Annotated in this window: 24 protein-coding genes and 1 pseudogene; 11 read left to right on the top strand and 14 right to left on the bottom strand. The window is 69.6% G+C overall.

Going from position 1 to position 24,602, the window contains the following annotated elements:
- Nucleotides 1-1,416 carry a circularly permuted type 2 ATP-grasp protein gene (locus tag AB6A69_RS03580; protein ID WP_371059731.1) on the bottom strand — a complete coding sequence of 472 codons (1,416 nt, stop codon included), beginning with the start codon at nt 1,414-1,416 and terminating at the stop codon, nt 1-3.
- Between the two features lie 216 nt (nt 1,417-1,632).
- On the opposite strand from AB6A69_RS03580, the gene AB6A69_RS03585 reads away from it, so the two are divergent.
- The gene (locus AB6A69_RS03585; RefSeq protein ID WP_371059733.1) at nt 1,633-3,369 is read left to right on the top strand and encodes an alpha-amylase family glycosyl hydrolase; all 1,737 of its coding nucleotides are present in this window, start codon (nt 1,633-1,635) and stop codon (nt 3,367-3,369) included.
- Between the two features lie 18 nt (nt 3,370-3,387).
- On the opposite strand, the pseudogene AB6A69_RS03590 reads toward AB6A69_RS03585, so the two are convergent.
- From AB6A69_RS03590 to AB6A69_RS03605, 4 genes and pseudogenes are all read right to left on the bottom strand, one after another.
- A pseudogene (locus tag AB6A69_RS03590) lies at nt 3,388-3,759 on the bottom strand (DUF6746 family protein).
- A gap of 502 nt (nt 3,760-4,261) precedes the next feature.
- Nucleotides 4,262-4,699 carry a cytochrome c gene (locus tag AB6A69_RS03595; protein WP_371059734.1) on the bottom strand — a complete coding sequence of 146 codons (438 nt, stop codon included), beginning with the start codon at nt 4,697-4,699 and terminating at the stop codon, nt 4,262-4,264.
- Nucleotides 4,700-4,837: 138 nt separating this feature from the next.
- On the bottom strand, nt 4,838-6,058 hold the full coding sequence (locus AB6A69_RS03600; RefSeq protein WP_371059735.1) for a glycosyl transferase: 1,221 nt from the start codon (nt 6,056-6,058) through the stop codon (nt 4,838-4,840).
- 13 nt (nt 6,059-6,071) lie between these two features.
- Nucleotides 6,072-6,851: an HAD-IIB family hydrolase gene (locus AB6A69_RS03605; protein ID WP_371059736.1), complete on the bottom strand. Its 780-nt coding sequence runs from the start codon at nt 6,849-6,851 to the stop codon at nt 6,072-6,074.
- A 247-nt stretch (nt 6,852-7,098) separates the two neighbouring features.
- On the opposite strand from AB6A69_RS03605, the gene AB6A69_RS03610 reads away from it, so the two are divergent.
- From AB6A69_RS03610 to AB6A69_RS03645, 8 genes are all read left to right on the top strand, one after another.
- Nucleotides 7,099-7,374, top strand: a complete 276-nt coding sequence (locus AB6A69_RS03610) for a bacterioferritin-associated ferredoxin (RefSeq protein ID WP_371037246.1) — start codon at nt 7,099-7,101, stop codon at nt 7,372-7,374.
- Complete coding sequence (gene bfr, locus AB6A69_RS03615) at nt 7,340-7,825, top strand: bacterioferritin (protein WP_371037102.1); 486 nt, start codon at nt 7,340-7,342, stop codon at nt 7,823-7,825. The genes AB6A69_RS03610 and bfr overlap by 35 nt, the downstream gene beginning before the upstream one ends.
- Before the next feature lie 82 nt (nt 7,826-7,907).
- A complete protein-coding gene (locus AB6A69_RS03620) occupies nt 7,908-9,101 on the top strand; it encodes an efflux RND transporter periplasmic adaptor subunit (RefSeq protein ID WP_371059737.1) in 1,194 nt (397 codons plus the stop codon).
- Nucleotides 9,098-12,220 carry an efflux RND transporter permease subunit gene (locus tag AB6A69_RS03625; protein ID WP_371059738.1) on the top strand — a complete coding sequence of 1,041 codons (3,123 nt, stop codon included), beginning with the start codon at nt 9,098-9,100 and terminating at the stop codon, nt 12,218-12,220. Before AB6A69_RS03620 ends, AB6A69_RS03625 begins: the two co-directional genes overlap by 4 nt.
- Nucleotides 12,221-12,518: 298 nt before the next feature.
- Nucleotides 12,519-13,019, top strand: coding sequence for a YbjN domain-containing protein (locus tag AB6A69_RS03630; protein WP_371037099.1), 501 nt, complete (start codon nt 12,519-12,521; stop codon nt 13,017-13,019).
- 36 nt (nt 13,020-13,055) lie between these two features.
- Nucleotides 13,056-13,871 (top strand): pyrroline-5-carboxylate reductase, encoded by an 816-nt coding sequence (proC, locus tag AB6A69_RS03635; protein WP_371059739.1) that lies wholly within the window; start codon nt 13,056-13,058, stop codon nt 13,869-13,871.
- A complete protein-coding gene (locus tag AB6A69_RS03640) occupies nt 13,864-14,202 on the top strand; it encodes a tRNA-binding protein (RefSeq protein ID WP_371056620.1) in 339 nt (112 codons plus the stop codon). The genes proC and AB6A69_RS03640 overlap by 8 nt, the downstream gene beginning before the upstream one ends.
- Nucleotides 14,199-15,152 carry a 2-hydroxyacid dehydrogenase gene (locus AB6A69_RS03645; RefSeq protein WP_371059740.1) on the top strand — a complete coding sequence of 318 codons (954 nt, stop codon included), beginning with the start codon at nt 14,199-14,201 and terminating at the stop codon, nt 15,150-15,152. Before AB6A69_RS03640 ends, AB6A69_RS03645 begins: the two co-directional genes overlap by 4 nt.
- Before the next feature lie 84 nt (nt 15,153-15,236).
- Here the strand turns inward: AB6A69_RS03645 and AB6A69_RS03650 are convergent, their stop codons facing one another.
- From AB6A69_RS03650 to AB6A69_RS03670, 5 genes are all read right to left on the bottom strand, one after another.
- A complete protein-coding gene (locus AB6A69_RS03650; protein ID WP_371056621.1) occupies nt 15,237-15,491 on the bottom strand; it encodes a hypothetical protein in 255 nt (84 codons plus the stop codon).
- Nucleotides 15,492-15,532: 41 nt separating this feature from the next.
- Nucleotides 15,533-16,120, bottom strand: coding sequence for a thymidine kinase (locus tag AB6A69_RS03655; RefSeq protein WP_371037094.1), 588 nt, complete (start codon nt 16,118-16,120; stop codon nt 15,533-15,535).
- A gap of 42 nt (nt 16,121-16,162) precedes the next feature.
- The gene (locus tag AB6A69_RS03660) at nt 16,163-16,543 is read right to left on the bottom strand and encodes a thiol-disulfide oxidoreductase DCC family protein (protein WP_371059741.1); all 381 of its coding nucleotides are present in this window, start codon (nt 16,541-16,543) and stop codon (nt 16,163-16,165) included.
- Nucleotides 16,544-16,601: 58 nt separating this feature from the next.
- The gene (gene rimO / locus AB6A69_RS03665) at nt 16,602-17,960 is read right to left on the bottom strand and encodes a 30S ribosomal protein S12 methylthiotransferase RimO (protein WP_371059742.1); all 1,359 of its coding nucleotides are present in this window, start codon (nt 17,958-17,960) and stop codon (nt 16,602-16,604) included.
- Nucleotides 17,961-18,071: 111 nt separating this feature from the next.
- The gene (locus AB6A69_RS03670) at nt 18,072-18,701 is read right to left on the bottom strand and encodes a GcrA family cell cycle regulator (protein ID WP_371059743.1); all 630 of its coding nucleotides are present in this window, start codon (nt 18,699-18,701) and stop codon (nt 18,072-18,074) included.
- A gap of 152 nt (nt 18,702-18,853) precedes the next feature.
- On the opposite strand from AB6A69_RS03670, the gene AB6A69_RS03675 reads away from it, so the two are divergent.
- A complete protein-coding gene (locus AB6A69_RS03675; RefSeq protein WP_371037090.1) occupies nt 18,854-19,663 on the top strand; it encodes an ABC transporter permease in 810 nt (269 codons plus the stop codon).
- Here AB6A69_RS03675 and AB6A69_RS03680 read toward each other — a convergent pair.
- Nucleotides 19,611-20,549, bottom strand: a complete 939-nt coding sequence (locus tag AB6A69_RS03680) for a DMT family transporter (RefSeq protein ID WP_371059744.1) — start codon at nt 20,547-20,549, stop codon at nt 19,611-19,613. The genes AB6A69_RS03675 and AB6A69_RS03680 overlap by 53 nt on opposite strands.
- A 43-nt stretch (nt 20,550-20,592) precedes the next feature.
- Nucleotides 20,593-21,285, bottom strand: a complete 693-nt coding sequence (locus tag AB6A69_RS03685; RefSeq protein WP_371037088.1) for a phosphatidylcholine/phosphatidylserine synthase — start codon at nt 21,283-21,285, stop codon at nt 20,593-20,595.
- 120 nt (nt 21,286-21,405) lie between these two features.
- On the opposite strand from AB6A69_RS03685, the gene AB6A69_RS03690 reads away from it, so the two are divergent.
- Nucleotides 21,406-22,431, top strand: coding sequence for a hypothetical protein (locus tag AB6A69_RS03690; protein ID WP_371059745.1), 1,026 nt, complete (start codon nt 21,406-21,408; stop codon nt 22,429-22,431).
- 16 nt (nt 22,432-22,447) lie between these two features.
- On the opposite strand, the gene AB6A69_RS03695 is transcribed toward AB6A69_RS03690, so the two are convergent.
- Both AB6A69_RS03695 and upp read right to left on the bottom strand, forming a co-directional pair.
- A complete protein-coding gene (locus tag AB6A69_RS03695) occupies nt 22,448-23,830 on the bottom strand; it encodes an SPOR domain-containing protein (protein WP_371059746.1) in 1,383 nt (460 codons plus the stop codon).
- Nucleotides 23,831-23,916: 86 nt separating this feature from the next.
- Nucleotides 23,917-24,564 (bottom strand): uracil phosphoribosyltransferase, encoded by a 648-nt coding sequence (gene upp, locus AB6A69_RS03700; protein ID WP_371059748.1) that lies wholly within the window; start codon nt 24,562-24,564, stop codon nt 23,917-23,919.
- Between the last annotated feature and the right edge of the window lie 38 nt (nt 24,565-24,602).

Below are 24,602 nucleotides of genomic sequence, written 5' to 3' on the forward strand. Positions count from 1 at the left end.
TCATTCCGCGATCACCCATGTGTCCTTGACGCCGCCGCCCTGGCTGGAATTCACCACGAGGGACCCGTCGGCGAGCGCGACCCGGGTCAGGCCGCCCGGCACCAGCTCCACGGTTTCGCCCACGAGGCAGAACGGCCGCAGGTCGACATGCCGGGGCGCGACGCCCTCGTCCACGAAGGTGGGACAGGTCGAGAGCGCAAGCGTCGGCTGCGCGATGTAGTTCGCCGGCGCCTCGCGCAGTTTCGCGGCGAAGGTCGCGCGCGTGGCCGCGTCGGCCTTGGGGCCGATGAGCATCCCGTAGCCGCCCGAGCCGTGCACCTCCTTGACCACGAGCTCGTCCAGCCGGTCGAGCACGTAGGCCAGGCTGTCGGGCTCGCCGCAGCGCCAGGTGGGCACGTTCTCCAGAAGCGGCGCCTCTCCGAGATAGAAGCGGATCATCTCGGGCACGTAGCAATAGACCGCCTTGTCGTCGGCGACGCCCGCGCCCGGCGCCGAGCAGATCGCCACCCCGCCCGAGCGGTAGACGTTCATGAGGCCGGGAACGCCCAGCGCGCTGTCGTGGCGGAAGCAGAGCGGATCGAGGAACGCGTCGTCGATGCGCCGGTAGATCACGTCGACCCGCTGCGGCCCCTCGGTGGTGCGCATCCAGACATGGTCGCCTTCGACGAAGAGGTCCTGTCCTTCCACGAGTTCCACGCCCATCAGGTCGGCGAGGAAGCTGTGCTCGTAATAGGCGGAGTTGTAGGGGCCGGGCGTGAGTACGACGACGCGGGGATCGCCCGGACATCTCGCGGGCGCGGTCGAGGCCAGCGTGCGCTTGAGCAGCCGCGCGTACCCGTCCACCGGCGCGATCCGCATCTGCTGGAAAAGCTGCGGGAACATGCGCATCATGATCTCGCGGTTCTCCAGCATGTAGGAAACGCCCGAGGGCGTGCGGCAATTGTCCTCGAGCACGTAGAACTGGTCGGGGCCAGTGCGCACGAGGTCGATCCCGACGATGTGGCTGTAGACGCCGAGCGGAGGCCGCACGCCGGCCGCCGCGATCTCGTAGGCCTCGTTTCCATAGACCAGCCGGGCCGGGATGCGGCCCGCGCGCACGATCTCGCCCCGGTCGTAGATGTCCGACAGGAACGCGTTCAGCGCCCGGGCCCGCTGCTTGATGCCGCGTTCGAGCCGCCGCCATTCCGTGGCCGTGAACACGCGGGGGAACATGTCGAAGGGAATGAGGCGATCGGGATCGCCGCCCTCGCCGTAGACCGCGAAGGTGATGCCGAAGCGGCGAAAGAGCGCCTCTGCCTCGACTTGCTTGAGATGCCGCAGCTCGCCCGGCATCTCGCGGTGCCACGCTTCCAGCGCGCGGTAGGGCTGCCGGGGCGCGCCTGCCTGGTACATCTCGTTGAAGAAGTTTGCGTCCATCCGACTCCGTCCGTTCCGTCGCCTTCATCAGATGGCGCGCCCGCCGCCGGGGAAACGGCGCAGCACGCCGAAAAGCCGATACGCGCTGGATGCCGCGGCAATCGAAGGCACGATGCCCACTTGTTGGGCGCCTCGTCAACGAGACCGGGGGTTGGGCGCCGGCCGAGAGTGTCTATTGTGGCGCGAAATGCCAGACCGGAGCGCCCGACCCGACCCATGACCTCGACCTTCGACGCGCGCCTTGCCGACCTGATTTCCGCCATCTATCCCGAGGCGGACGGCGCGGCCCTCGCCGCGGAAATTCGCGACGCGTTCTGGCCCGACGACCGGCCGAGGCGGCGCCGCGCGCGCGTGCCGTCCAACAACTTCTGGTCGGAACGCGACGCGCTCGTCATCACCTACGGCAATTCCATCGTGGACGGGGTGCACAAGCCGCTCGACCTCTTGCAGGATTTCCTGCACCGCAACCTGAAGGGCACCGTGGACGGGGTGCACATCCTGCCCTTCTTTCCGTTCACCTCCGACGACGGCTTCGCGGTGACGGATTATCGCGCCGTGAACCGCGCGCTCGGGGACTGGTCCGACATCCGGCGCATCGCCGGCGACTTCAAGCTGATGTCGGATCTCGTTCTGAACCACGTCTCGAGCCAGGGGCCCTGGTTCACCGCATATCTTCAGGGGCACGCGCCCTACGACCGCTTCTTCCTCGAGGCGGACCCGGAGGCGGATCTTTCGATGGTGGTGCGCCCGCGCACCCATCCGCTGCTGCGCCGGGTCGAGACGGCGAACGGGCCGCGCCATGTCTGGTGCACCTTCAGCCACGACCAGGTCGACCTCGATTTCGGCAACCCCGAGGTTCTGCTGGAGTTCCTGCGGATCATGCGGCTGCACATCGACCAGGGCGTGCGCATCCTGCGCCTCGACGCGGTGGCCTTCCTCTGGAAGGAGATCGGCACGCCCTGCATCCACCTGCCGCAGACCCATGCGATCGTGCGGCTGATGCGGCTTCTCTGCGATTACGCGGTAGAGCCGGTCATCCTGCTCACGGAAACGAACGTGCCGAAGGCGGAGAATCTTTCCTATTTCGGAAACCGGAACGAGGCGCACGCGGTCTACAACTTCTCGCTGCCGCCGCTTCTGCTGCATGCCCTCCAGTCGGGCACCGCGCGCTGGCTCATTCGCTGGCAGGCGACGATGCCGCCCGCGCAGATGGGCTGCGCCTACCTCAACTTCTCGGCCAGCCATGACGGGATCGGCATGCGTCCGGCCGAAGGCGTCCTGCCCGCCGAGGAGATCGCGCGTATGACCGCCTGCGCGAAGGGGCAGGGCGGGCTCGTGTCGATGCGGACGATGCCGGACGGCTCCCAGCAGCCCTACGAGCTCAACGTCACCTTCTTCGACGCGCTGGGCGCGACCTTCGACGGCGAAACCGCGTATCACGTCGAACGCTTCCTCGCCTCGCAGACCATTGTCATGGCGATGGAAGGCATTCCCGCCTTCTACATCCACGCGCTGCTGGCCACCGGCAACGATCACGCGGGTGTCGAAAAGACCGGCATCGCGCGGGCGATCAACCGTCACCGCTGGCACTATCCCGACCTTCAGGCGCGGCTGAAGGATCCCTCCTCCGTGCAGGCGCGCGTGCTGGGCGAGCTCAAGCGGCGCATGGCCCTGCGCGCCCGCCAGCCGGCCTTCCATCCCAACGCCACGCAGTTCACGCTTCAGCTCGACGAGCGCGTCTTCGGCCTCTGGCGGCAAAGCCTCGATCGCGCGCAGTCCGTCTTCGCGTTGCACAACGTGAGCGCGCAGGAGGTCGAGATCGATCCGACGGCCGTCAACCTGATCGAGGGCGACGCCTGGCGCGATCTGCTGTCGGGCGAGCCCGTGGCACCGGTGGGCGACGCCATCAGGCTTCGGCCCTACCAGTGCCGGTGGATCTCGAACCGGGGCTGAGGCCCGGGCGCGCGGCGGTCACCGCGCGAGCGCACCCGCGGTCTCGAAATACACCTCCGAGATGCTGCGCACCTCGGCCTCGTCGTAGTCTTCCGAGGCGAGGTGGAGGTCCTCGAGCGTGACGGCCAGCGCCGAGAAGTCCTCGTTCATCTTCGCCAGCGCCGCCTCGATCGTGTAGGTGTACTGGTGGATCTCCTACATGTCGGCCTCCGAAAGGTCGTCGCGGTCGAGCAACGCCCGTACCTTCTCGTTGTATTCGACGAAGTTCGTGACCGCCTCCTCGATCGTCTCCGAGGATTCGGCGGCGTAGTGATCGATCTCGTCCGAGGCGAGGGCGGGCGCGGCAGCGAGCGCCAGAGCGGCGGCGGCGAAACCTCCAAAACGGGTCATGGTCTGGTCCTTTCCTTCAGTTGGACGGGCCGGCCCGGCCGCCGGCCCGGTTGCGGGGTCCTGTCGCCAGCGAGGGGCCGTGCACCGTCGAGGCACGCTCTTTTCGTTCGCAGTTTCTCGCCGGGGGAAGATCCCGGTGCGCGGGCCGTTCGGTCTCCATGCGATCCTGCCGGTTCCTGTTGCGAGAGCGAATCGACTGCGTGCATCTGGCTACGCCCTATTACTGACAATTTTAGTCAGTAATTGTGGCGCGGCGGCGCTGTCAATATCCGAGACGCCTCCGGACCGGGCTCGTCGCCGGCGCCACCGCTGCGCTTTCGGGACGCGGGCGCATTGTGCGAAGGGCGGTGGCCGCCGGGGCGTTGTCCCGGGCGCCGGGCGCCCCGCTCGGCGACGGCCAGGAAGGCGCCGCTCGATGGTTGGCGAGCCGAAAGTCGACGCCGCGCATAACCGCAAGAAACGTCGGGGACCGTGTCGGAAGCCCGGGCGCGATCGGGGCCGATCACTCCTGCTGGATCGAGTCCAGGTAGTAGACCAGCGACAGGAGCCGGCCGCGGGTGATCGCCTGCGCGACCTCGGCGCTCATGCCGGGGAACTGCGCCATCGCCACGCTTTCGGACGCACTCATGTAGCGGTCGCCCCAGATTGGCATCTCGCTGCCATGGGCCCTTAGGTCGTTCCGACCGTCGATGGTCAGAAGCGTCTCTCGGAACGGGAAGCGCCCCCCGGCCTGTGCGGCAAGCCGGGTCAGATCGGGCGTCGTGATGTCGATGAGCTGCGCGATCGGACCGTCGCCCTTGCCCGTTGCGCCGTGGCAGCCGGCGCAGGCCACCACGTACTCCTTGCGTCCCAATTCGGTCTCGTTCGATGACGTATCCTGCGCCTGCGCCGGGGCTGCCGCGAGGCAGGCGGCGATCGCCAGAAGCACCAGATCCTTCATACCCCTATCCCCCCTGCTCGCGCGCCGCCGGGCCTGACCCCGGGCGGCCCGTCCAGATTGACGCGGATGCGTGGCGGTTCATTGATCACCGTCAACGCCACGCGACCGCCCGCCTTGTCGCGACGTTTCGCGGCGGTCTCATGCGATGTCGGCCAGATCTTCCTCGACCGCCCGCAGCATGTCGGAAAGGAGCTCCGGGTCGGCCGAGTTCACGCGCGACCAGGTCGGGATGAACGGCGTTTCGAACGGGTTCTCGAGGAAGACCTGGCCCGCGCGCATGATGTTCTCGGCGAAAAGCTCGATGGACTGCTCTTCCTTGTGGCGGTCGATCGAAAGCCCGTTCATCGCGGCATCGTTGTAGTAGCTCTCCAGCATGTCGAGCGCGGCGCGGTAATAGACGGCCTTCAGCGTGCGGAAGGTGTTCTGCGTGAACACTGTCCCGTCCGCGGCGAGCTTGCGCACGATCGCCTTGCAGATGTCCGTGGACATCCGGTTGAGCCCGGTGGCCGCGTCATCGGGCGACAGGTCCTGGTGCTTGTGGTCGTAGGCGTCGGCGATCTCGACCTGGCAGACGGCCTTGGGCGCGAGGTTGCGCCACGCCTCGGACAGCACGCCGATCTCCAGCCCCCAGTCCGAGGGAATGCGCAGATCCGGCAGCATCACGCTGCGCATGGCGAACTCGCCCGAGAGCGGGTAGCGGAAGGAGCGCAGGTAATCGATGTAGTCGCGGTCGCCGATCACCTTGCGCAGCGCCACGAGAAGGGGGCTGACCAGCAGCCGCGTCACCCGTCCGTTGATCCGCCCCTCGCCGATCCGGGGATAGAACCCCTTGGAAAGCTGGTAGGGAAAGTTCGGGTTGACCAGCGGATAGACGAGCCGCGTCAGCATGTGGCGCGAGTAGGTGGTGATGTCGCAGTCGTGGATCGCCATCACCGCCGTGTCGCGCCGCGCCAGAACGTAGCCGAGGCAGGTCCAGACATTCTTTCCCTTGCCGGGCTCGGAGGGGTAGAGGCCGTGCGCCTTCAGCCTTTCGCCCAGCGCGCGCTGCCGCGGGCTGTCGTTCCAGATCACGACGTGCTCCTGCGGCAGACGTGCGAAGAACTCGATGGCGTGGGCGTATTGCGCGGCGTCGGCCTGGTCGAGCCCGATGACGATGCGGTGCAGGTAGGGAACCTGGGCCAGCTCGTCGAGGATGCCGGAAAGCGCCGGGCCCTCGATCTCGGAATAGAGCGAGGGCAGAACCAGCGTCACGGGGCGGTCGCGCGCGAAGGTGGCGACGGCATGGGACAGCGTGTCCGGGTTCACGGACCGCAGGTCGTGCAGGGTGGCGACCTGTCCGTTCTGGTGGAAATCCGCCATCTCTCCCTCCGCCTCAGATCCGATACCCGAGACGCGAGAGTAGCGCCTCGAGCCCCTCGGCCCAACCGTCCGGTCCCGGCTTCGCCGTCCGGGTGATGCGCCCCTGCCGCTCTCCGGCCAGTTCCGGCAGCGGGGCATGATGCGGGTTCGCGACGACGATGCCGTGATCGGCGGTCTCCAGCATCTCGACGTCGTTCGGCGCATCGCCGAGGGCCACGGTGACGCGGGCCACGAGACGCGCGGCGATCCCGGCCATCCGGCCGGCCTTCGTGCCGCCCATGGACAGCGTGAGAAAGCGCCCGCCCTCCTGCGCCGCAACGCCCCGCGAGGCAAGGGCGTCGATGAAGGCGCGGCGCCGCGGCTCCGGCCCCGTCCAGAGCCCCGGCTCGGTGTGAGTGCGGGCGCGGGCGCGGGCGGCCGCATCAGAGGGCAGGCCCGTGCAGGCCGCGACCTCGGCCACGCTCATCTCGGCAAAGCCCCGGAAGCCCGCGCGCAGGTCCGTCGGCAGGCTGGCGAGCGCGGCAAGGAGGCGATCGCGGGCGGTGGTATCCTCGGGCGGCTCCGCCCCGGGGCCCAGCACCCCGGCGCCGTTCTCGAAAATCGCGGGCGAGGCCGCGAGTCCCAGCGCCCGGCGAAGCGGCGCGATCTCGGCGGCCGTCTTCGAACTGGCGATCACCACCGGGATGCCGGCCCGCGAAAGCCGCCCGAGCAAGGGCCGCGCGGGGCCGGCATCATAGCTTTCGTGGTCGAGAAGCGTGCCGTCGAGATCGGTGAAGATGGCCAGCCCGTCCATGCGCCTTTCCCTCGTCTTTGGCCGTCTATGCCACGAACGCGCCGGGGGGACGAGCGGCGCTTGACAAGACCAACTGTTTTCGTCAGCAATAAGGGAACGAGGTCAGTCGGCAGATCGGTCGGTTGAGTCGCCCGGGCGCCCCACGGGGCGCGGATCCCGCACCTTGCGCGAGATCAAGGCGCGGCCGGGCAGGCGCGCCAAAGGTCGTCCGAGGAGTAGGCCCGGCCACGGCGCAGGAGGAGCGTACATGATCGTCTGCCATTGCATGGCCATCAGCGAGGACGAGATCCGCAAGGCGGTGGACTGGATGCGCGCCTCGGATCCCGAAACGCTCATCACGCCCGGCAAGGTTTACCGGGCGCTCGGCAAGAAGGCCGATTGCGGCGGATGCCTGCCACTTTTCGTGGACGCGATGCGGCGATGCGAAAGCTTGAAAGTTCCGGCCGAGCTTAGCAATTTGCGATCGCAACCCACGGAAGGAGACAGGCGTGAAGGGCGACGAGAAGGTCATCGAGTATCTTAACAAGGCGCTGCGCAGCGAGTTGACCGCGGTCAGCCAGTACTGGCTGCATTACCGGCTTCAGGATGATTGGGGATTCGGGCGGATCGCCAGGAAATCCCGCGAGGAAAGCATCGAGGAGATGCATCACGCCGATCGCCTGATCGAGCGCATCATCTTCCTTGAGGGGCACCCGAACCTTCAGAAGCTCGACCCGCTTCGCATCGGCCAGACCCTTCGCGACACGCTCGAATGCGATCTTGCGGCCGAACACGAGGCGCGGACGCTCTACATCGAGGCGCGGGAGCACTGCGAAAGCGTCGGCGACTACGTGACGAAGGATCTCTTCGAGACCCTCATCGCGGACGAGGAGGGGCACATCGACTTCCTCGAAACGCAGCTCGACCTCTTCGAGAAGCTCGGAGAAGAGCGTTACGGCCTGCTCAACGCGGTACCGGCCGACGAGGCGGAGTGACGTCGTTGGCGCGTGGTTCCGCGTGACCGGCCCGGGTGGCCGGTGGTAAACGCGAGGCGACTCGCATCAACCCGGAACCGACATGACTGCCAGCGACGACGACAGCGGCGGCGGGGCCGAACGGCTTCGTTTCGACGACGATCCGGGCTCTCGCCGCTCGAAATGGCTGGCGGCGCTCCTGGTCGTCGCGCTCGTGGCGTGGATGGGCAGCGGCTACCTGCTGCCCGGATCCAGCGGCGACGAGGCGGCCGCGCCCGGGCGCGACGCCGCGCCCGAGGCGGTCAGCGTGGCGGTGCGCGCGTCACGCGCGGAGTCCGTGACCACGGTCTTCGTGGCCGAAGGCGAGGGCGTGCCCGAGCGCGATACGCAGGTGCGTGCCGAAACCTCCGGCAGCGTGGCCGAGGTGCCGGTGCGCAAGGGCGCGGACGTTCGCGCCGGCGACGTGATCGCGCGCATCGCCCCCGCGCAGCGCGAGGCCGATCTGGCCCGCGCGGAAGAGGAACTCGCCCGCGCGCGGCGGGACTACGAGAATGCCGAGACGCTACTGGAGCGTGGCGTCGCGACCGTGGACCGGGTCGCGGAAACCCGCGCCGCGCTCGCCGCCGCCGAGGCGCAACTCGCCTCCGCGCGGGAGGCGCTGCGCGACACGGCGATCCGCGCGCCCTTCGACGGGCGGCTCGAGGCGCTGACGGTCGAGAGCGGGGAATTCGTGCAGGCCGGCGGGGCGGTGGCGCGCGTCGTCGATCTGGACCCGCTCACCGTCACCGTTCGCGTGCCCCAGCAGATCCTCGCGGGCGTGCAGACGGACCAGGCAGCCGAGGTCCGGTTCATCACGGGCGAGACGCGGCCCGGCACGGTCAGCTTCGTCGCCGCGGCGGCCGACGCCGAGACCCGCACCTTCGCAGCCGAGATCGAGGTGGAAAACGCCGATGGCGCGATCCCCGCGGGGCTGAGCGCGCGCGTCCGCGTTCCCACGGGCGAGGTGGAGGCGCATTTCCTGTCCCCTGCGATCCTGTCGCTCGATCCCGATGGCCGGCTCGGGGTCAAGGTCGTCGAGGAGGACGATCGCGTCGCCTTCCATCCGGTCGAGATCGTCCGCGCCGAGACGGACGGTGTCTGGGTCTCGGGCCTGCCCGCCGAGGCGCGGATCATCACCGTGGGGCAGGGCTTCGTGAACGCGGGCGAAAAGGTCGCGCCACGGCCCGAATCCGAGGCCGCGGTCTCCCGCGCGCCCGAGGACGTGCGCCCCGCCATGGCCGGGGACGACACGGAATGAGCGTGATCGACGCCGCCTTCGCCCGCACGCGGGTCGTCGTCATGACGCTCGTGTTCCTGCTGGCTTTCGGAACGGTCGCCTATGTCCAGATCCCCAAGGAAAGCGCGCCGGAGGTGCCGATCCCGGTGGTCTACGTCGTCACCACGCTCGAGGGGATCGCGCCGCAGGATTCCGAACGCCTGCTCGTCCGCCCGCTCGAGACGGAACTCGCCTCCATCGACGGGGTGAAGGAGATGCAGGCCAGCGCGGGCGAGGGCTATGCCTCGGTCACGCTGGAGTTCGACCCGGGCTTCGACAGCGGCGAGGCGCTCGACGAGGTCCGCGAGGCGGTGGACCGCGCCAAGGCCGACCTGCCCTCCGACGCCACGGAGCCCTCGGTCAACGAGGTCAACACGGCGCTCTTCCCGATCCTGACGGTGATCCTCTCGGGGCCGGTTCCCGAACGTACCCTCAACGAGCTGGCGGAGCGCCTGCAGGACCGCATCGAGGCACTGCCGGGCGTGCTCGAGGTGGATGTGGGCGGCGCGCGCGACGAGCTTCTCGAGGTCGAGATCGACCCGACCGTCTTCGAGACCTACAACATTTCCTTCGACGAGCTCATCGGCCAGATCCAGCGCAACAACCGCCTGGTCGCCGCGGGCGCGATCGAGACCGGGGCGGGGCGTATCGTGCTCAAGGTGCCGGGCCTCGTGGAGAACGTCCAGGACGTGATGGACCTGCCCGTGAAGGTGCGCGGCGACACCGTCGTGACCTTCGCCGACGTGGCCACGATCCGGCGCAGCTTCGAGGATCCGACGAGCTTCGCGCGGATCGACGGGCAGCCGGCCCTCGCGCTCGAGGTGAAGAAGCGCGTGGGCGCCAACATCATCGAGACGGTGGAGGACGTGAAGACCGCCGTGGCGGAGGCACGCGCGGGTTGGCCCGACTCGCTGCGCGTGGATTACCGGCAGGACCAGTCCGAGCAGGTGCGCGAGGTGCTGGGCGACCTGCAGGCCAACGTCATCACGGCCGTGATCCTTGTCATGGTGGTGGTGGTGTGGGCGCTGGGGCTGCGGTCGGCGCTTCTGGTGGGGCTGGCGATACCGGGCGCGTTCCTCACCGGCGTCGGCGTGCTCTGGGCGATGGGCTACACGATGAACATCGTGGTCCTGTTCTCGCTGATCCTCGTCGTGGGGATGCTGGTGGACGGCGCCATCGTGACCACCGAACTCGCGGACCGGAAGCTTCAGGAAGGGCTTGCCCCGCCCGAGGCCTACGCCTTCGCCGCCAAGCGCATGGCCTGGCCCGTGATCGCCTCGGCGATCACCACGCTCAGCGTGTTCTTCCCGCTCCTGTTCTGGACGGGCACGGTGGGCGAATTCATGAAATACCTGCCGATCACCGTGATCCTGACGCTCACGGCATCGCTCGCGATGGCGCTGATCTTCATCCCGGTCCTCGGCGGGCTGATCGGGCGGGTGCAGCCGCAGACCGCCTCCGAGAAGGCCGCGCTGGAGGCGGCCGAACGCGGCGACCCGCGCCGCGCGGGCGGCTGGACGGGGCGCTATGCCCGCTTCGTGGAGCGGGCGGTGCTGCGGCCGGGCACGACGCTGGGCTTCGCGCTCGCGGTGCTGCTGGGCGCCTTCGCGCTCTATGGCGAGTTCGGACGGGGCATCAGCTTCTTTCCCTCGCCCGAGCCGGATTTCATGCAGGTCACCGTGCGCGCCCGCGACAATTTCTCGATCCACGAGCAGGATGCGCTGGTGCGCGAAGCGGAGCGGCGGCTCGTGTCCCGCGACGAGATCGCCTCGGTCTATGCCCGTACCGGCGGCGGGCAGCGCGACGACGAGGAGGTGATCGGCACGATTCAGCTCGAGCTTGCCGAGTGGGACACCCGCCGCCCCGCGGCGGAGATCGGCACCGACATCCGCGCCGAGATGGCCGAGATCCCCGGCATCGCCGTGCAGGTCCAGACGCAGGAGCAGGGCCCGAGCCAGGGCAAGCCGGTGCAGCTGGAGCTGCGCGTGGCCGATCCCGAGACGCAGGCGCGGGCCGTCGAGACGGTGCTGGCCGAGATGGCGCGGATCGGCGGCTTCACCGACATCTCCGACTCACGACCGCTGCCGGGTGTCGAATGGGCGCTGCGCGTGGACCGCAGCGAGGCCGCGCGTTTCGGCGCGGACGTGACGCTGCTCGGACAGGCCGTGCAGCTTCTGACGCGCGGCATCACCGTGGCCTACTACCGCCCCGACTACGCCGACGGATCGGTGGACATCCGCGTGCGGTTTCCCGCCTCGGCCCGCAGCCTAGAGGAGTTGCGCGGCCTGCGCGTGCCGACCTCGTCCGGGCTCGTGCCCATCGGCAATTTCGTGAGTTTCGATCCGGTCCCGCGCACGGGCACGATCAAGCGCGTGGACCGAAACCGCGTCGTCACCGTCGAGGCGGACGTGGCGCCGGGACTACTGGTCAACGACCAGATCACCGCGCTGCGCTCGGCGCTTGAGGGCGCGGATCTGCCGCCCTCGGTCACCTGGTCCTTCGGCGGCGAGGCCGAGGAGCAGCAGGACGCCATGCAATTCCTCAGCATCGCCTTCGCGGTCGCCATCGCGCTGATGTTCACGGTGCTGGTGACGCAGTTCAACAGCTTCTACCAGGCCTTCGTGGTGATGTCGGCGATCGTCTTCTCGGTGGCCGGTGTGCTTCTGGGGCTCGTCGTCACCGGACGGCCCTTCGGCGTGGTGATGGGCGGCATCGGGGTCATCGCGCTGGCCGGCATCGTCGTGAACAACAACATCGTCCTCATCGACACCTACAACGACCTGAAACGGGCGGGGCAGAGCCCGCTCGAGGCGGCGCTGCGCGCGGGCGCGCAACGTCTCCGCCCCGTCGTGCTGACCTCGGTGACCACCGCGCTCGGCCTGATGCCGATGGTGATCGGGCTCAAGATCGATTTCTTCGGCCGCGAGATCGTCTACGGCGCGCCCTCCACCCAGTGGTGGACGGAGCTGAGCGCGGCGGTGGCGGGGGGCCTGACGGTGGCGACGGTGCTGACGCTGGTGCTGACGCCGGCCATGCTGATCCTCGGCGAGCCGCGCGAGAAGCGGGCGGTGGCCGCGGCCGGCGCCCCGTCGCCCGCGTGAACCGGCGCCGCGCAAGACGCGGGCCGCCCCGGCGGGCCATTCCCTGATTGCACCGCGCGCGGGCGCCGCGACGGTCATCCTCCAGATCGCAGGGACGTGCGGCGCACCGCCCTTTATTGCGGTAGGCGATCCCTTGCCCCCCAACTTCTTGGGGTGTTCACGAAAATATCGCTTTACAGCCCATCATGCACGCAGCACCATATTTGGTGAGGTAAGCGGCCATGAACCGCTTTTCCTTGAGCAGGCACCAAGCGCTTGGGGCGGGCTTGCCCCGGCGCACAGGCAGAGAGGTGGCCCCATGTCCGTGTCCGAGCAGTTCCTGGAAGAAGACATTCACCCCATCGACATCGTCGAGCACCTGGCCGAGCACCACGACTGGGATTTCGACCGCATCGCGGAAGACCAGATCGCCATGGCGGTCGAGGGGCAGTGGCGCACCTACTCCATCACGCTGGCCTGGTCGGCCTATGACGAGACGCTGCGGATGATCTGCACCTTCGAGATGGAGCCCCCTGCGGAGCGCCTGCCGGCGCTTCACGAGACGCTCAACCTCGTCAACGATCGCTGCTGGGCCGGGGCCTTCACATGGTGGCAGGCGCAGAAGCTCATGGTCTACCGCTACGGCCTCGTTCTCGCCGGCGAGCAGGTGGCGAGCCCCGAGCAGATCGACACCATGATCACCGCCGCGGTACTGTCGGCCGAGCGCTACTACCCGGCCTTCCAGCTCGTGCTTTGGGGTGACAAGACCCCGCCGCAGGCGCTGCAGGTCGCGATTGCCGAGGCCTACGGCCGGGCGTAAAACCGGGGCCTGGCGGCAAGAACTGGCGGAGGGCCGATGGACTTCGACGACATCGCGCGGCGCGGCCTCGTCCTTCTGGGCTGCGGCAAGATGGGGTCCGCGATGCTCGCGGGGTGGCTGTCCCGCGGGCTGCCGCCGGAGGCGGTCTGGGTCACGGACCCGAACCCGTCCAACTGGCTGACGCGGCAGGGCGTGCACCTGAACGAGATGCCGGCGGCGCCGCCCGCGGTTGCCCTCGTGGCCGTGAAACCCCAGATGATGCGCGAAGCGCTGCCCGTGCTCGAGGGCTACGCGGGGGGCGAAACGCTTTTCGTGTCGGTCGCGGCCGGCACGCCGATCCGTTTCTTCGAGGATGCGCTCGGCCCGGGAACGCCGGTCGTGCGCGCCATGCCGAACACGCCCGCGGCCGTGGGCCGGGGCGTCACCGCCATCGTCGGCAATGCCGTGGCGGGCCGGGCGGCGCTCGACCGGGCGGAGGTGCTTCTCTCGGCGGTGGGCAAGGTCGTCCGGCTGGACAGCGAAGACCAGATGGACGCGGTGACCGCCGTCTCCGGGTCGGGTCCCGCCTATGTCTTCCACATGATCGAGGCGCTCGCCGCCGCGGGGGAGGCCGAGGGCCTGCCGCCCGCGCTCGCGATGGAGCTTGCCAAGGGCACGGTCGCCGGGGCTGGCGCGCTCGCCGAGGCTGCCGAGGAGGCGCCGGACCAGCTGCGCCGCAACGTCACGAGCCCGGGCGGCACGACCGAGGCGGGGCTTTCGGTCCTGATGGACGAGGCGGCGGGCCTGCGTCCGCTCTTGCGCCGCAGCGTTTCGGCGGCGGCGCGCCGCTCGCGGGAACTGCGCGATGGCTGAGATCGGCATGGACGACTTCCTTGCCGTCGATATCCGCGTGGGCACCGTGACCCGCGCGGCCCCCTTCCCCGAAGCGCGGAAGCCGGCCGTGAAGCTCTGGATCGATTTCGGGCCGGAGATCGGGGAACGGAAAAGCTCGGCGCAGATCACGGTGCATTACGATCCCGATACCCTGCCCGGGCGGCAGGTCGCGGCCGTGGTGAATTTCCCGCCGCGGCAGATCGGCCGGTTCCTCTCGGAGGTGCTGGTGCTGGGTTTCGCGGACGCCGATGGCGCCATCGTCCTCGTCTCGCCGGATCGGCCGGTTCCCAACGGAGAGCGCCTGCAATGACCCGCATCCTGATCACCCGCCCGCTTCCAGACCGCGTGATCGAGGCCGCGACCGACCGCTTCGAGGTGGAGGTGCGCCGGAACACGGCGCCCATGAGCGTGGCCGAGATGCGGTCGTCCCTGGTGCTATACGACGGTGTGCTGCCCACGCTCGGCGACCGGTATTCCGAAGAGGTCTTCGCAGAGTTCACGCAACCGCGCTGCCGGATCCTCGCCAATTTCGGAGTGGGCTACAACCACATCGACGTCGAGGCGGCCCGGGCGCGCGGCCTTGCCGTGACCAATACGCCCGGCGCGGTCACGGATGCCACCGCCGACATCGGCATGATGCTGATCCTGATGAGTTGTCGCCGCGCGTCCGAAGGCGAGCGGATGGTGCGTGCGGGCATGTGGGAGGGCTGGCATCCGACGCAGATGCTGGGCCTCCACGTCACCGGCAAACGCGCGGGCATCGTCGGCATGGGCCGGATCGGGCAGGCGATCGCGCGGCGTTGCCATCATGGCTTCGGGATGGAGGTCGCCTATTTCAACCGCTCCGCGCGGGACCTCGACTTCCCGGCGCGCCGCTGCGACACGCTCACGACGCTGGCGGAAACGGTCGATGTTCTGGTCGTCGCGCTGCCGGGCGGGGCAGAGACCCGCCACATGATCGGCGCCGAGGTGTTCGCGGCGATGCCGCGCCATGCGCATTTCGTCAACATCGCGCGGGGCGACATCGTGGACGAGGACGCGTTGATCGCGGCGCTCAAGGCGGGCGAGATCGCCGGCGCCGGGCTCGACGTCTACGAACGCGAGCCCAAGGTGCCCGCGGCGCTCAACGCGCTGGAGAACGTCACGCTGCTGCCGCATCTCGGCACGGCCGCCCTCGAGGTTCGGGAATCGATGGGGCTGATGGCGGTGGACAACCTTGTCGCGTTCTTCGACGGGCGGGACGTGCCCAACCCCGTTTAGCAAGAAGGTTCGATCGAACCTTCGCGGCGGGTCTCTCGGGCTTGTGCACGGCGAAAGGTTTTCGATCGAAAACCTTTCTTCGCCCTAGACCTCCGGCGCGTCGCGCGGTGGCAGCGGGCCGTAATCTCCGGGCTCGGCGTCGGGCTTCCAGTCCGGGTCGCGGCGCTTGATCCTGCGGGAGATCAGGTAGGCCGTGGGCCACGCCAGCGCGAAGCCGATCGCGGCCGCGATGCCGATCGCGAGCCAGTTGTAGTAGCCCAGACTCAGCACCGCGATCACGAGGCTGCCGGCGGCGACGGGGCCGCTTGCGAGGGTGAGAAAGATGCTCAGGCGGTCCAATTGGGCCTCCTTTCGCTCGTGTGGATTTCCCGGCGCGGGGATCAGAGACGGCGGTCGCCCATCTCTTCCCGCCAATGGCGCCTGCACAACGAGACGTAGGTCTCGTTGCCGCCGATGCAAACCTGTGCGCCCTCGGTCAGCGCCGCCCCATCCGCGCCCCGGCGCACGACCATGGTGGCCTTTCGCCCGCAATGGCAGATCGTGCGCACCTCCCGCATCTCGTCGGCCAGCGCCAGAAGCGCCGCGGAGCCCGGGAAAAGCTCGCCCCGGAAATCGACGCGCAGCCCGTAGCACATCACCGGCAGGTCGAGGTCGTCCACCACGCGCGCGAGTTGCCAAACCTGGTCCGGCTCCAGGAACTGGGCCTCGTCCACGAAGACGCAGGCGAGCGGGCCCGCGGTGCGCCGTGCCGCAATCTTCGCCTCGAGGTCCTCGCCCGGCGCGTAGGTATCGGCCTCGGATCCGATGCCGATGCGCGAGCCGATGCGTCGCCGGCCCGCGCGCGTGTCGAGGGCCGCTGTCAGAAGATAGGTGTCCATGCCCCGTTCGCGGTAGTTGTGCGACGCCTGCAAGAGCAGCGTCGACTTGCCGGCGTTCATGGTCGAGTAATGGAAATGGAGCTTCGCCATGCCCGCGTTCTTCGGCGAGGCGCGGCGGCGATGCAAGCCGCCTCAGGCGCGGGCGCGCGCCTTTCGGCGCAGATGCCACCGGTAGATGAGCGGGGCGAGCACGTAGTCGTAAAGTGCGGAGGCCGCGTGGCGCACGCCCGGCAGCGCCACCGCCCGTGCGAGCCAGCGGTAACGGGGCATCTGCCGCCAGAGCACGAGGAACGCGTCGAGTCCGCCGTGCAGCGTGCCGTCCTTCAGGACGTAGAGCCGCCGCGCCGCGGCGTCCTCCGACAGCCCCCATTGGGCGCGCTCCGGGCCGTTCAGGTCGTCGAACCGGATCGGCAGGTCGCGCGCCTCGGCGTAGTCGCGGTAATGGCCGATCTCGAAGGAGCAGACCGGGCACTCGGCGTTGTAGAGCACGCGGGTATCGGTGTCGCTGGTCATACGTCAAATATGTCGCGCGATCCGGCCGCGGCAAGGGCACGCGTCGGTGCGTCGCGGCTCATGCGATCCTGCCCCAAAGATCGTACTCGCCCGCCTCGTCCACCTCGACGGTGACGATGTCGCCGGGCGAAAGCCGCTCGTGCCCCTCGTCGATGAAGAGGCATCCGTCGATCTCGGGCGCGTCGGCCTTCGTGCGGCAGGTTGCGGCGTCGTCCTCGACGAGGTCCACGATCACCTCCATGCGCTGCCCGACCCGCGCCGCGAGCTTCGCCTCGGAGATCGCCTGCGCCTTTTCCATGAAGCGGTTCCAGCGGTCGGCCTTGACCTCGTCGGGAACGTGGTCGGGCAGGGCGTTCGATCGGGCGCCGGCGACGTTCTCGTACTTGAAGCACCCCACGCGGTCGAGCCGCGCCTCCTCCAGCCAGTCGAGCAGGGTCTGGAATTCTTCCTCGGTCTCGCCCGGATAGCCCACGATGAAGGTGGAGCGGAGCGCCAGATCCGGGCAGACCTCCCGCCAGGCGGCGATCTCGTCGAGCGTCCTTGCGGCGGCCGCGGGGCGCGCCATGCGCCTGAGCGTCTCGGGATGGGCGTGCTGGAACGGGATGTCGAGATAGGGAAGCACGAGCCCCTCCGCCATCAGCGGGATCAGCTGGCGGACATGCGGGTAGGGATAGACGTAATGCAGCCGCACCCAGGCGCCGAGAGATCCCAGATCGCGGGCAAGACGCGTGATCGGGGCCTCCTCGCCCAGTCGCTCCGCGTCCGTCAGGTAGGCGGAGGTGTCCTGGCTGATGACGAGAAGCTCCTTCACCCCCGCCTCGACCAGCTTCTCGGCCTCGCGCATCACGGCGCGGTGCGGGCGCGAGGCGAGCTTTCCGCGCATTTCGGGGATGATGCAGAAGCGGCACTTGTGGTTACAGCCCTCGGAGATCTTGAGATAGCTGTAATGCCGGGGCGTGAGCGTCACGCCCGAAGCCGGCAGCAGGTCGACGAACGGGTCCGGCGCGGGCGGCACGGCGGCATGCACGGCGTCCAGCACCTGTTCGTACTGGTGCGGCCCGGTGACGGCGAGGACCTTGGGATGCGTGCCTGTGATGTAATCGGGCTCGGCGCCGAGACAGCCGGTGACGATCACCCGGCCGTTTTCCTTCAGCGCCTCGCCGATCGCGTCGAGGCTCTCCGCCTTGGCGCTATCCAGAAAACCGCAGGTGTTCACGATGACCGCGTCCGCCCCGGCATACTCCGGCGAGATGCCATAGCCCTCGGCCCTGAGCCGCGTGAGGATGCGCTCGCTGTCCACCAGCGCCTTGGGACAGCCGAGCGAGACCATGCCGATGGTCGGCTGGTCGGCGCGCCGCGTCTCGGTCAGGCGGGCGCGGGCGAGGTCGGGGCGCAGATCGGGCGGGTTTGCGGTCATGAGGGCGCATATAGGACGCCGCGCCCCGCCGGCACAAGGCGCCTCGCAAGGCGCTTCCAAGCGCCTTGCCACGCGGCTTAGCGCCCTCGAGGCCATCTTCCGGCCCCGGTGCTATCGCCGCCGGTCGCGGCGCGAGCTCATCGGCTGGAACGCCACGCTGACATGCGCCTCGCAATAGGGTTTGCCGGGCTGGACGGGCAGGCCGCAGAACCAGAAATTCTCTGTAGCGGGGTCGCCCACGGGCCACTTGCAGGTGCGCTCCGTCAGTTCCATCAGCGTCAGCTTGCGCGCCTTCTTCTCGATCTCGGACACACGGGCGAGCGCCTCGGGGCTGATCTCATTGGCCGAGGGTTGCGGCGGCAGCGGCTGGCCCGCGGGCACGATCGCCTTGCGCGCGGCCTGCGGCGGCGCGGCGGGCTCCGCCGGCTGCGGCGGCGCGGCGGGCTCCGCCTCGACCGGTTTCGGCTCGGGCTGCGCGGCGGGCCTGGCCTTGGCGTCGGCCTTGGGCGTGTCGGCCTTGGGCGCCTTGGCCGGTTTCGCGTCCGCCGCGGCGGGCTGCGGCGCCGCGGCCGCCGCCGCCGCCGTCGCGGCGCCGGCGCGGTTCGACAGGCCCAGCCGGTGCACCTTGCCGATCACCGCGTTGCGGGTCACGCCGCCAAGTTCCTTGGCGATCTGGGAGGCGGACTGGCCCTCGCTCCACATCTTCTTCAGCAGCTCGACGCGTTCCTCGGTCCAGGACATGCGGTTTCCTCGGAGTAATGCAATGAAAGGGGCGGTCGCGTCGCCGCGCCGCCCGCCTCTTTCCGGTCGGTCCCCTATTCTAACCCTTCGCGAGCGGGTTACAAGGCCGCGACTCGCCCCTCGTGGGGCGGCAAAGCCAGAGGGAGATCGGCATGAGCGGGACGGGTGCGCACGGCATGGGGGTGCGGCGGTTCGGAAGGGTCAACTGGCTCGGTCTCTGGACGCTGTCGCTGCGCGAGATCCAGCGCTTTCTTGCGGTCTGGTTGCAGACGCTCATGGCGCCCCTGGTCACCGCGGGTCTCTTCATGGTGATCTTCTCCATCGCCATCGGCCCCACCCGGGGCGAGGTGATGGGCGTGGCCTTCACCACCTTCATCGCGCCCGGCATCCTGATGATGATGGTGATCCAGAACGCCTTCGCGAACTCCTCGTCCTCGCTCGTGGTGTCGAAGGTGCAGGGCAATATCGTGGACACGCTGATGCCGCCGCTCTCGGCGGGGGAGATGGTGATCGGCTACCTGGCCGGCGCGGTGGCCCGCGGCCTTTTCGTGGCGCTTTCGATCGGTGCGGGATACCTGCTTTTCCTGGGCCTCGGCGTGGCGCATCCCGTCTGGGCGCTCGGCTTCGTGGTGCTGGGCTCGGCCCTTCTGGGCGGGCTGGGGCTGCTTGCGGGTCTCTTCGCCCAGAAGTTCGACCAGATGGCCGCGATCACCAATTTCGTCATCACGCCGCTCGCCTTCCTGTCGGGCACCTTCTACTCGGTGGAGGCCCTGCCGCCCGTCATGTGGGAGATCACGCATGTGAACCCGGTCTTCTACCTGATCGACGGCGCGCGCTACGGGATCATCGGCGTGTCCGACAGCTCGCCCGCGCTCGGGCTGGTGATCTGTGGCGGCGCGACACTCGTGGTCAGTCTTCTGTGCTGGGTCCTCTTCCGGACGGGATACCGGCTGAAGGCATGACCGGCGGCGGCGGCGCCCGGCGGCGGCCCTCGCGCCAGGCGAGTAGCGCGGCGCCCGCGACGATTACCGCGGACCCGGCCACGGACACCGCGTCCGGCCGCACCCCGAACACGGCCGCGTCGTAAAGCGCGGCGAAGATCAGCGCGGCGTAGAAGAAGGGCGCGACGAAGCTCGCGTCGGCGCGGGCCATCGCGTTGACGAAGCAGGCCTGGGCCCCGGCCATGAGCACCCCGATCCCGGCGAGCGCCGCCCATTGCGCGGGCGACGGCGCGACCCAGGTCCAGATTGCCGCGACGGAGGAGATCGCAAGCCCGATCGCGTTGTTCACGAGAAGGATCTGGTGCGGCGGCTCCCGGCCGGCGAGGCGCTTGATGAAGATGAGCTCGAGCCCCATGGCGAGCGCCGCACCGAGGGCGAGCAGGGCGGCCGGGCGAAAGCTTTCCGGCCCCGGCCGCAGGAGGATGGCCGCGCCGGCAAGCGCGATCAGCGCGGCGGCCCAGCGGATGCGGCCCACCCGCTCGCCCAGAAGCGGGATGGCGAGGAGCATCCCGAAGACCGGGTTCAGGAAACTGATCGCGGTCGCGTCGGCGAGCGGGATGTGGGCCGCCGCCGCGAACATGAGCGTGACGCCGCCCCAGCCGCAAAGCGAGCGCACCGCGTGGGTGGACAGGTCCGGTCGCATGAGGCGCGGGCGCAGCACCAGCGCCGCGAGGCCGATGGCGAGCAGCGCGAAGACGAAGCGCCCGTGGCTGATCTGCAGCGGATGAAGCGCGGGGCCGAGCGCGCCCGCGCCCAGCGCCTTGGCCAGAAGCGTCGTGCCGGCCGCGAAGGCCGCGGCGGCTGTGGTCAGAAGCGCGGCGAGCGCGGGATTTGCGGCGGGCTGCATGCCGTGGGGCATGCCCGTTCCGTCGCGCCGCGTCCAGATGCCGTCAGCGGCGGGCCGGCAGGATTTGCTGCGCGGCTCCCGCCCCCAGCAGATAGACGGAGCAGACAATCAGGCCCCAGTGCGCCCATGTCTCGGGGTCGAACTGCACCCAGGCCGCCCAGCCCGCGAATCCGGTCCATGCAAGCGCCACCGGCAGGGTCACCGCGCGCCAGCGCCGGGTGCGCACCGGGTGGACGAATTTCACCGGCAGGAACATCGCCACCGCAAGCACGCTCACGAGGCCGAGGATCGCCCAGAAATCCGGCCGTACCGCGAAAAGCACCAGCGCGACCATATTCCAGGCGCCGGGAAATCCGCAGAAGGACTTGTCTTCCGTCTTCATCCGGGTATCCGCGAAGTAGAGCGCGGAGGCGAAGGTGATGAGGATGATCGCCACCCAGCCCGTCCATCCCGGCAGCAGGTCCGACTTGAAAAGGGCGAAGGCCGGGATGAAGACGTAGGTCAGGTAGTCGATGATCAGGTCGAGCAGTTCGCCGTCGAAGCGCGGTGCGTTCCGCTTGACGTGGTAGCGGCGGGCGAGCGGGCCGTCCACGCCGTCCACCGCGAAGGCCACCACGAGCCACAGGAACATCATGGGCCAGTCGGCATCGGCCGCCGCCAGCATCGCGAGCATGGCGAAGACCGCGCCGGTGGCGGTGAAGACATGGACGAAGAGCGCGAGAAGACCGGGCGTCATGAAACCGTCATGGCCCATCGCCGGACGGTGTGCAATGGCGGGGCCGGGGGGCAGATTGCTCCTCGCGCGCGAAGCGTGATACCGTTGCACCAACACGCAGAAGGAGGCCGGGCAGCCCCCATGACCGCGCTCGAGGAGTTCGAGAGGCTCGAGGCCTCGGGGGTGTGGCGTGCGGATGCCGCGTCGCAGCGCCGTGACGTGATCGTCTCGCTCGGCGATGCCACGCTGACCATCACGGACATGTCCGACCGGCCGCTCGCGCACTGGTCGCTCGCGGCGGTGGCGCGGGCCAATCCGGGCGAGCTTCCGGCGATCTTCCATCCCGACGGCGATCCGGACGAGGAGCTGGAACTGCCCGCCGATGAAACGGTGATGATCGACGCGATCGGGCGGCTCATGCGCTCGATCGACCGACGCCGCCCGCAGCGCGGCCGGCTTCGCCTTGCCGCCGGGCTCGGCAGCGCGCTCGCGATCCTGGCATTCGGGGCCGTGTGGCTTCCCGGCGCGCTGCTCGGGCACACGGTTTCGGTGGTTCCAGAGGCCAAGCGCGCCGAGATCGGCGCGGCGCTTCTGGGTCATGTCGGCCGGGTCGCGGGCGCGCCCTGCAACGATCCCGAGGGTGTCGCCGCGTTGCAGCGGCTGGCCGCCCGTGTGCTGGGCGAGACGCGCCGCCGCGATCTCGTCGTGCTGAGCGACGCGCCCGCGGTCACGGCGCACCTGCCCGGCGGAAGGATCCTGCTCGGGCGGGCCCTGGTCGAGGGTCCCGACCAGCCGGATGTCACGGCCGGTTACGTGCTGGCCGAGGCGGTGCGAGAGGCCCGGGGCGATCCGCTGCGCCGATTGCTGTCCGAGGGCGGGATGGGAGCGAGCCTGCGGCTTCTGACGACCGGGACGCTGCCGGAGCCGCTGCTCGAGCGGCACACCGAAACGCTTCTGTCCGCCGAGCCCGCGCCGGTTCCCGACGAGGCGCTGCTCGCGGCGTTTCAGGCCGCCGGGATCAGCAGCACGCCTTACGCCTTCGCCCGCGACGTGACGGGCGAAAGCGTGCTCGGCCTCGTCGAGGCGGACCCTTACGCGGGGATCACGCCGCGCCCGGTGCTCGGCGACCCGGACTGGCTGCGCCTGCAGGCAATCTGCGGCAACTGACCAAGGAACGGCGCGCTCAGCGCCGCGGGACGATGTGGTCCATGCCCGCGGCGCGGGCGCTTTGCGCGGCGCGCGACAGGCCGGCGGCATCGGCGAACGGGCCGGCGACGAGGGTCGGCGTCCGCTCGCTTCCGCGCACGAGCGTGCCGAACCGCACGGTCATCCCCAGCCCGGCAAGCTGCCGCCCGGCGGCGTAGGCTTCGTCGCGGCTGCCGAAGAGCCCGATCTGAAGGTAGCGGTGATCGAGCGTGCCGAACCCGTCCCCGCCCTGCGTCGCGGGGCGGCGAACCGCGGCCGCGGAGCGGCTCGAGACGGTGCCGGCGGCGGCGTCCGCATCGCGTCGCGGCACCAGCTTCACCCGCCCGTCGGCGGCTTTCAGCACGAGAACCCGGCCCCGCATCGACAGGTACGCCTCCTGCGTTTCCATGTCGGTGAAGGGGTAGAAGAGCTCCGGATTCCGGTCCCTGACATCGCGGCCGGTGCGGGGATCGACGAGGCGCCGCGGCACGGTGTCCGTCCAGACCAGGCGCATCGCCGCACGTCCTTCCGCCGTCCGCTCTCCACGCTGCGGGTTCAGCCGGTCGTCCTGCCAGGCCGGCTTGTAGCCCTCGGGCACCCGGACGCGCCGGTGCGATGCGTCCGCGGCCTGGTAGACGCGGCGCGGAACGATGCGGGCCTTGCCGGAAACGGTGCGCCCGTCCGCGGTCCGGTAGATGATCGTCGTGCTGTGGCCGGGCATCTCGCGGCGATGGCCGCCCAGGTCCGCGACGCGGCCGGTTTTCGCCGCGGCGCCGGGCCCGCAGCGCAGGCGCACGCCGTTCGCCGCGGCCACCCTAGCGCCGCCGCGCTCCGCCACCGCATCGCAGGTGAGGATCCGCACGCGCTTTCCCGCCGAGGCGCGCAGCTGCGCCGAGAGTTCGGCCTGCCGCCGCGCCTCCGCCTTGCGCCGGGCCTCGGCCTGCCGTGCCGCCGCGGCGCGGCGCGCCTCGGCCTGCCGGCGCGCTTCTGCCTGTCGCCGGGCGGTGGCCGCACGCCGGTCCTCCGCGGCCTGTTGCGCGTCGGCTACGGGCGCTGTGCTGACGGGCTCTTCCGCGGCTTCGGCGACTTGCGGCTCGGTCTGGGGGGATGCCGCCGGGGCGGCCTGGGCGAAGGTGGGCTCCGCGCCGCAGATGTGCTGGCGGTCGGGGGTGACGCGGGGCACCCAGGTGACGTTTCCGTCGACTCCCGCGCGGATGTAGACGCAGCCCCGGCTGTCGACATATTCGCGCCCGTCAAAGGATGCCGGCGGCAGTTCGGCCGGCGGGCCGGCGTCGCGCAGCGCCTGGGACAGGCCCGGCGTGGCGGTGAACAGGACGCAGAACGCGACGGCGGCTGCGGGCAGCGATCGGCAGAATGACATGGCGGCCCCCTCAAGCTTGACGTGAGGATGCCCCAATATCGGCGCTTCGTAAAGCGCGCATCCCCAGCATCACGGGGATCTCTCCCTCATTTTGTGCCGTACATGCGATCCCCGGCATCCCCAAGCCCCGGCACGATGTAGCCCTTCTCGTTCAGCCGCTCGTCCAGCGCCGCCGTGATCACCGGCACGTCGGGATGCGCCTCGTGCATCCGCTCCACGCCCTCGGGGGCGGCGAGCAGGCAGAGGAATCGCACGTCCCGCGCGCCGGCCTCCTTCAGCAGGTCGATCGCCTTGGCCGAGGAATTGCCCGTGGCCAGCATCGGGTCCACCACGATCACCGTCCGGTCCCCGAGCCCGTCGGGCACCTTGAAGTAGTACTGGACGGGCTGCAGCGTCTCCTCGTCGCGGTAGAGCCCGACGAATCCCACCCGCGCGGAGGGCACGAGTTCGAGCACCCCGTCGAGGAGCCCGTTGCCCGCCCGCAGGATCGAGATCAGCGCGAGCTTCTTGCCGGCGAGCACCGGCGCGTCCATCTCCGCCATCGGCGTCTCGATCGGCATCGTCGCGAGCGGCAGGTTGCGGGTGACCTCGTAGGCCAGAAGCTGGCTGATCTCGCGCAGGAGGCGCCGGAACCCCGCGGTCGAGGTGCTCTTGTCCCGCATGTGGGAGAGCTTGTGCTGCACCAGCGGATGCGTGACGATCGTGAGGGTTTCGTGACGGGCGGTGTCGGTCATCGGGCGATCCTGCGCTGTTGTCGGCCCCTTTCTAGAGC

Origin of the sequence: Rhodosalinus sp. 5P4, assembly GCF_041365695.1 — a bacterium.
GTDB lineage: Bacteria > Pseudomonadota > Alphaproteobacteria > Rhodobacterales > Rhodobacteraceae > Rhodosalinus.

Coding starts and splice junctions, on each gene's coding strand:
- AB6A69_RS03580 (WP_371059731.1), bottom strand. CDS start 1,416: ATGGACGCAAACTTCTTCAACGAGATGTACCAGGCAGGCGCGCCCCGG.
- AB6A69_RS03585 (WP_371059733.1), top strand. CDS start 1,633: ATGACCTCGACCTTCGACGCGCGCCTTGCCGACCTGATTTCCGCCATC.
- AB6A69_RS03595 (WP_371059734.1), bottom strand. CDS start 4,699: ATGAAGGATCTGGTGCTTCTGGCGATCGCCGCCTGCCTCGCGGCAGCC.
- AB6A69_RS03600 (WP_371059735.1), bottom strand. CDS start 6,058: ATGGCGGATTTCCACCAGAACGGACAGGTCGCCACCCTGCACGACCTG.
- AB6A69_RS03605 (WP_371059736.1), bottom strand. CDS start 6,851: ATGGACGGGCTGGCCATCTTCACCGATCTCGACGGCACGCTTCTCGAC.
- AB6A69_RS03610 (WP_371037246.1), top strand. CDS start 7,099: ATGATCGTCTGCCATTGCATGGCCATCAGCGAGGACGAGATCCGCAAG.
- AB6A69_RS03620 (WP_371059737.1), top strand. CDS start 7,908: ATGACTGCCAGCGACGACGACAGCGGCGGCGGGGCCGAACGGCTTCGT.
- AB6A69_RS03625 (WP_371059738.1), top strand. CDS start 9,098: ATGAGCGTGATCGACGCCGCCTTCGCCCGCACGCGGGTCGTCGTCATG.
- AB6A69_RS03630 (WP_371037099.1), top strand. CDS start 12,519: ATGTCCGTGTCCGAGCAGTTCCTGGAAGAAGACATTCACCCCATCGAC.
- proC (WP_371059739.1), top strand. CDS start 13,056: ATGGACTTCGACGACATCGCGCGGCGCGGCCTCGTCCTTCTGGGCTGC.
- AB6A69_RS03640 (WP_371056620.1), top strand. CDS start 13,864: ATGGCTGAGATCGGCATGGACGACTTCCTTGCCGTCGATATCCGCGTG.
- AB6A69_RS03645 (WP_371059740.1), top strand. CDS start 14,199: ATGACCCGCATCCTGATCACCCGCCCGCTTCCAGACCGCGTGATCGAG.
- AB6A69_RS03655 (WP_371037094.1), bottom strand. CDS start 16,120: ATGGCGAAGCTCCATTTCCATTACTCGACCATGAACGCCGGCAAGTCG.
- AB6A69_RS03660 (WP_371059741.1), bottom strand. CDS start 16,543: ATGACCAGCGACACCGATACCCGCGTGCTCTACAACGCCGAGTGCCCG.
- rimO (WP_371059742.1), bottom strand. CDS start 17,960: ATGACCGCAAACCCGCCCGATCTGCGCCCCGACCTCGCCCGCGCCCGC.
- AB6A69_RS03670 (WP_371059743.1), bottom strand. CDS start 18,701: ATGTCCTGGACCGAGGAACGCGTCGAGCTGCTGAAGAAGATGTGGAGC.
- AB6A69_RS03675 (WP_371037090.1), top strand. CDS start 18,854: ATGAGCGGGACGGGTGCGCACGGCATGGGGGTGCGGCGGTTCGGAAGG.
- AB6A69_RS03680 (WP_371059744.1), bottom strand. CDS start 20,549: ATGCAGCCCGCCGCAAATCCCGCGCTCGCCGCGCTTCTGACCACAGCC.
- AB6A69_RS03685 (WP_371037088.1), bottom strand. CDS start 21,285: ATGACGCCCGGTCTTCTCGCGCTCTTCGTCCATGTCTTCACCGCCACC.
- AB6A69_RS03690 (WP_371059745.1), top strand. CDS start 21,406: ATGACCGCGCTCGAGGAGTTCGAGAGGCTCGAGGCCTCGGGGGTGTGG.
- AB6A69_RS03695 (WP_371059746.1), bottom strand. CDS start 23,830: ATGTCATTCTGCCGATCGCTGCCCGCAGCCGCCGTCGCGTTCTGCGTC.
- upp (WP_371059748.1), bottom strand. CDS start 24,564: ATGACCGACACCGCCCGTCACGAAACCCTCACGATCGTCACGCATCCG.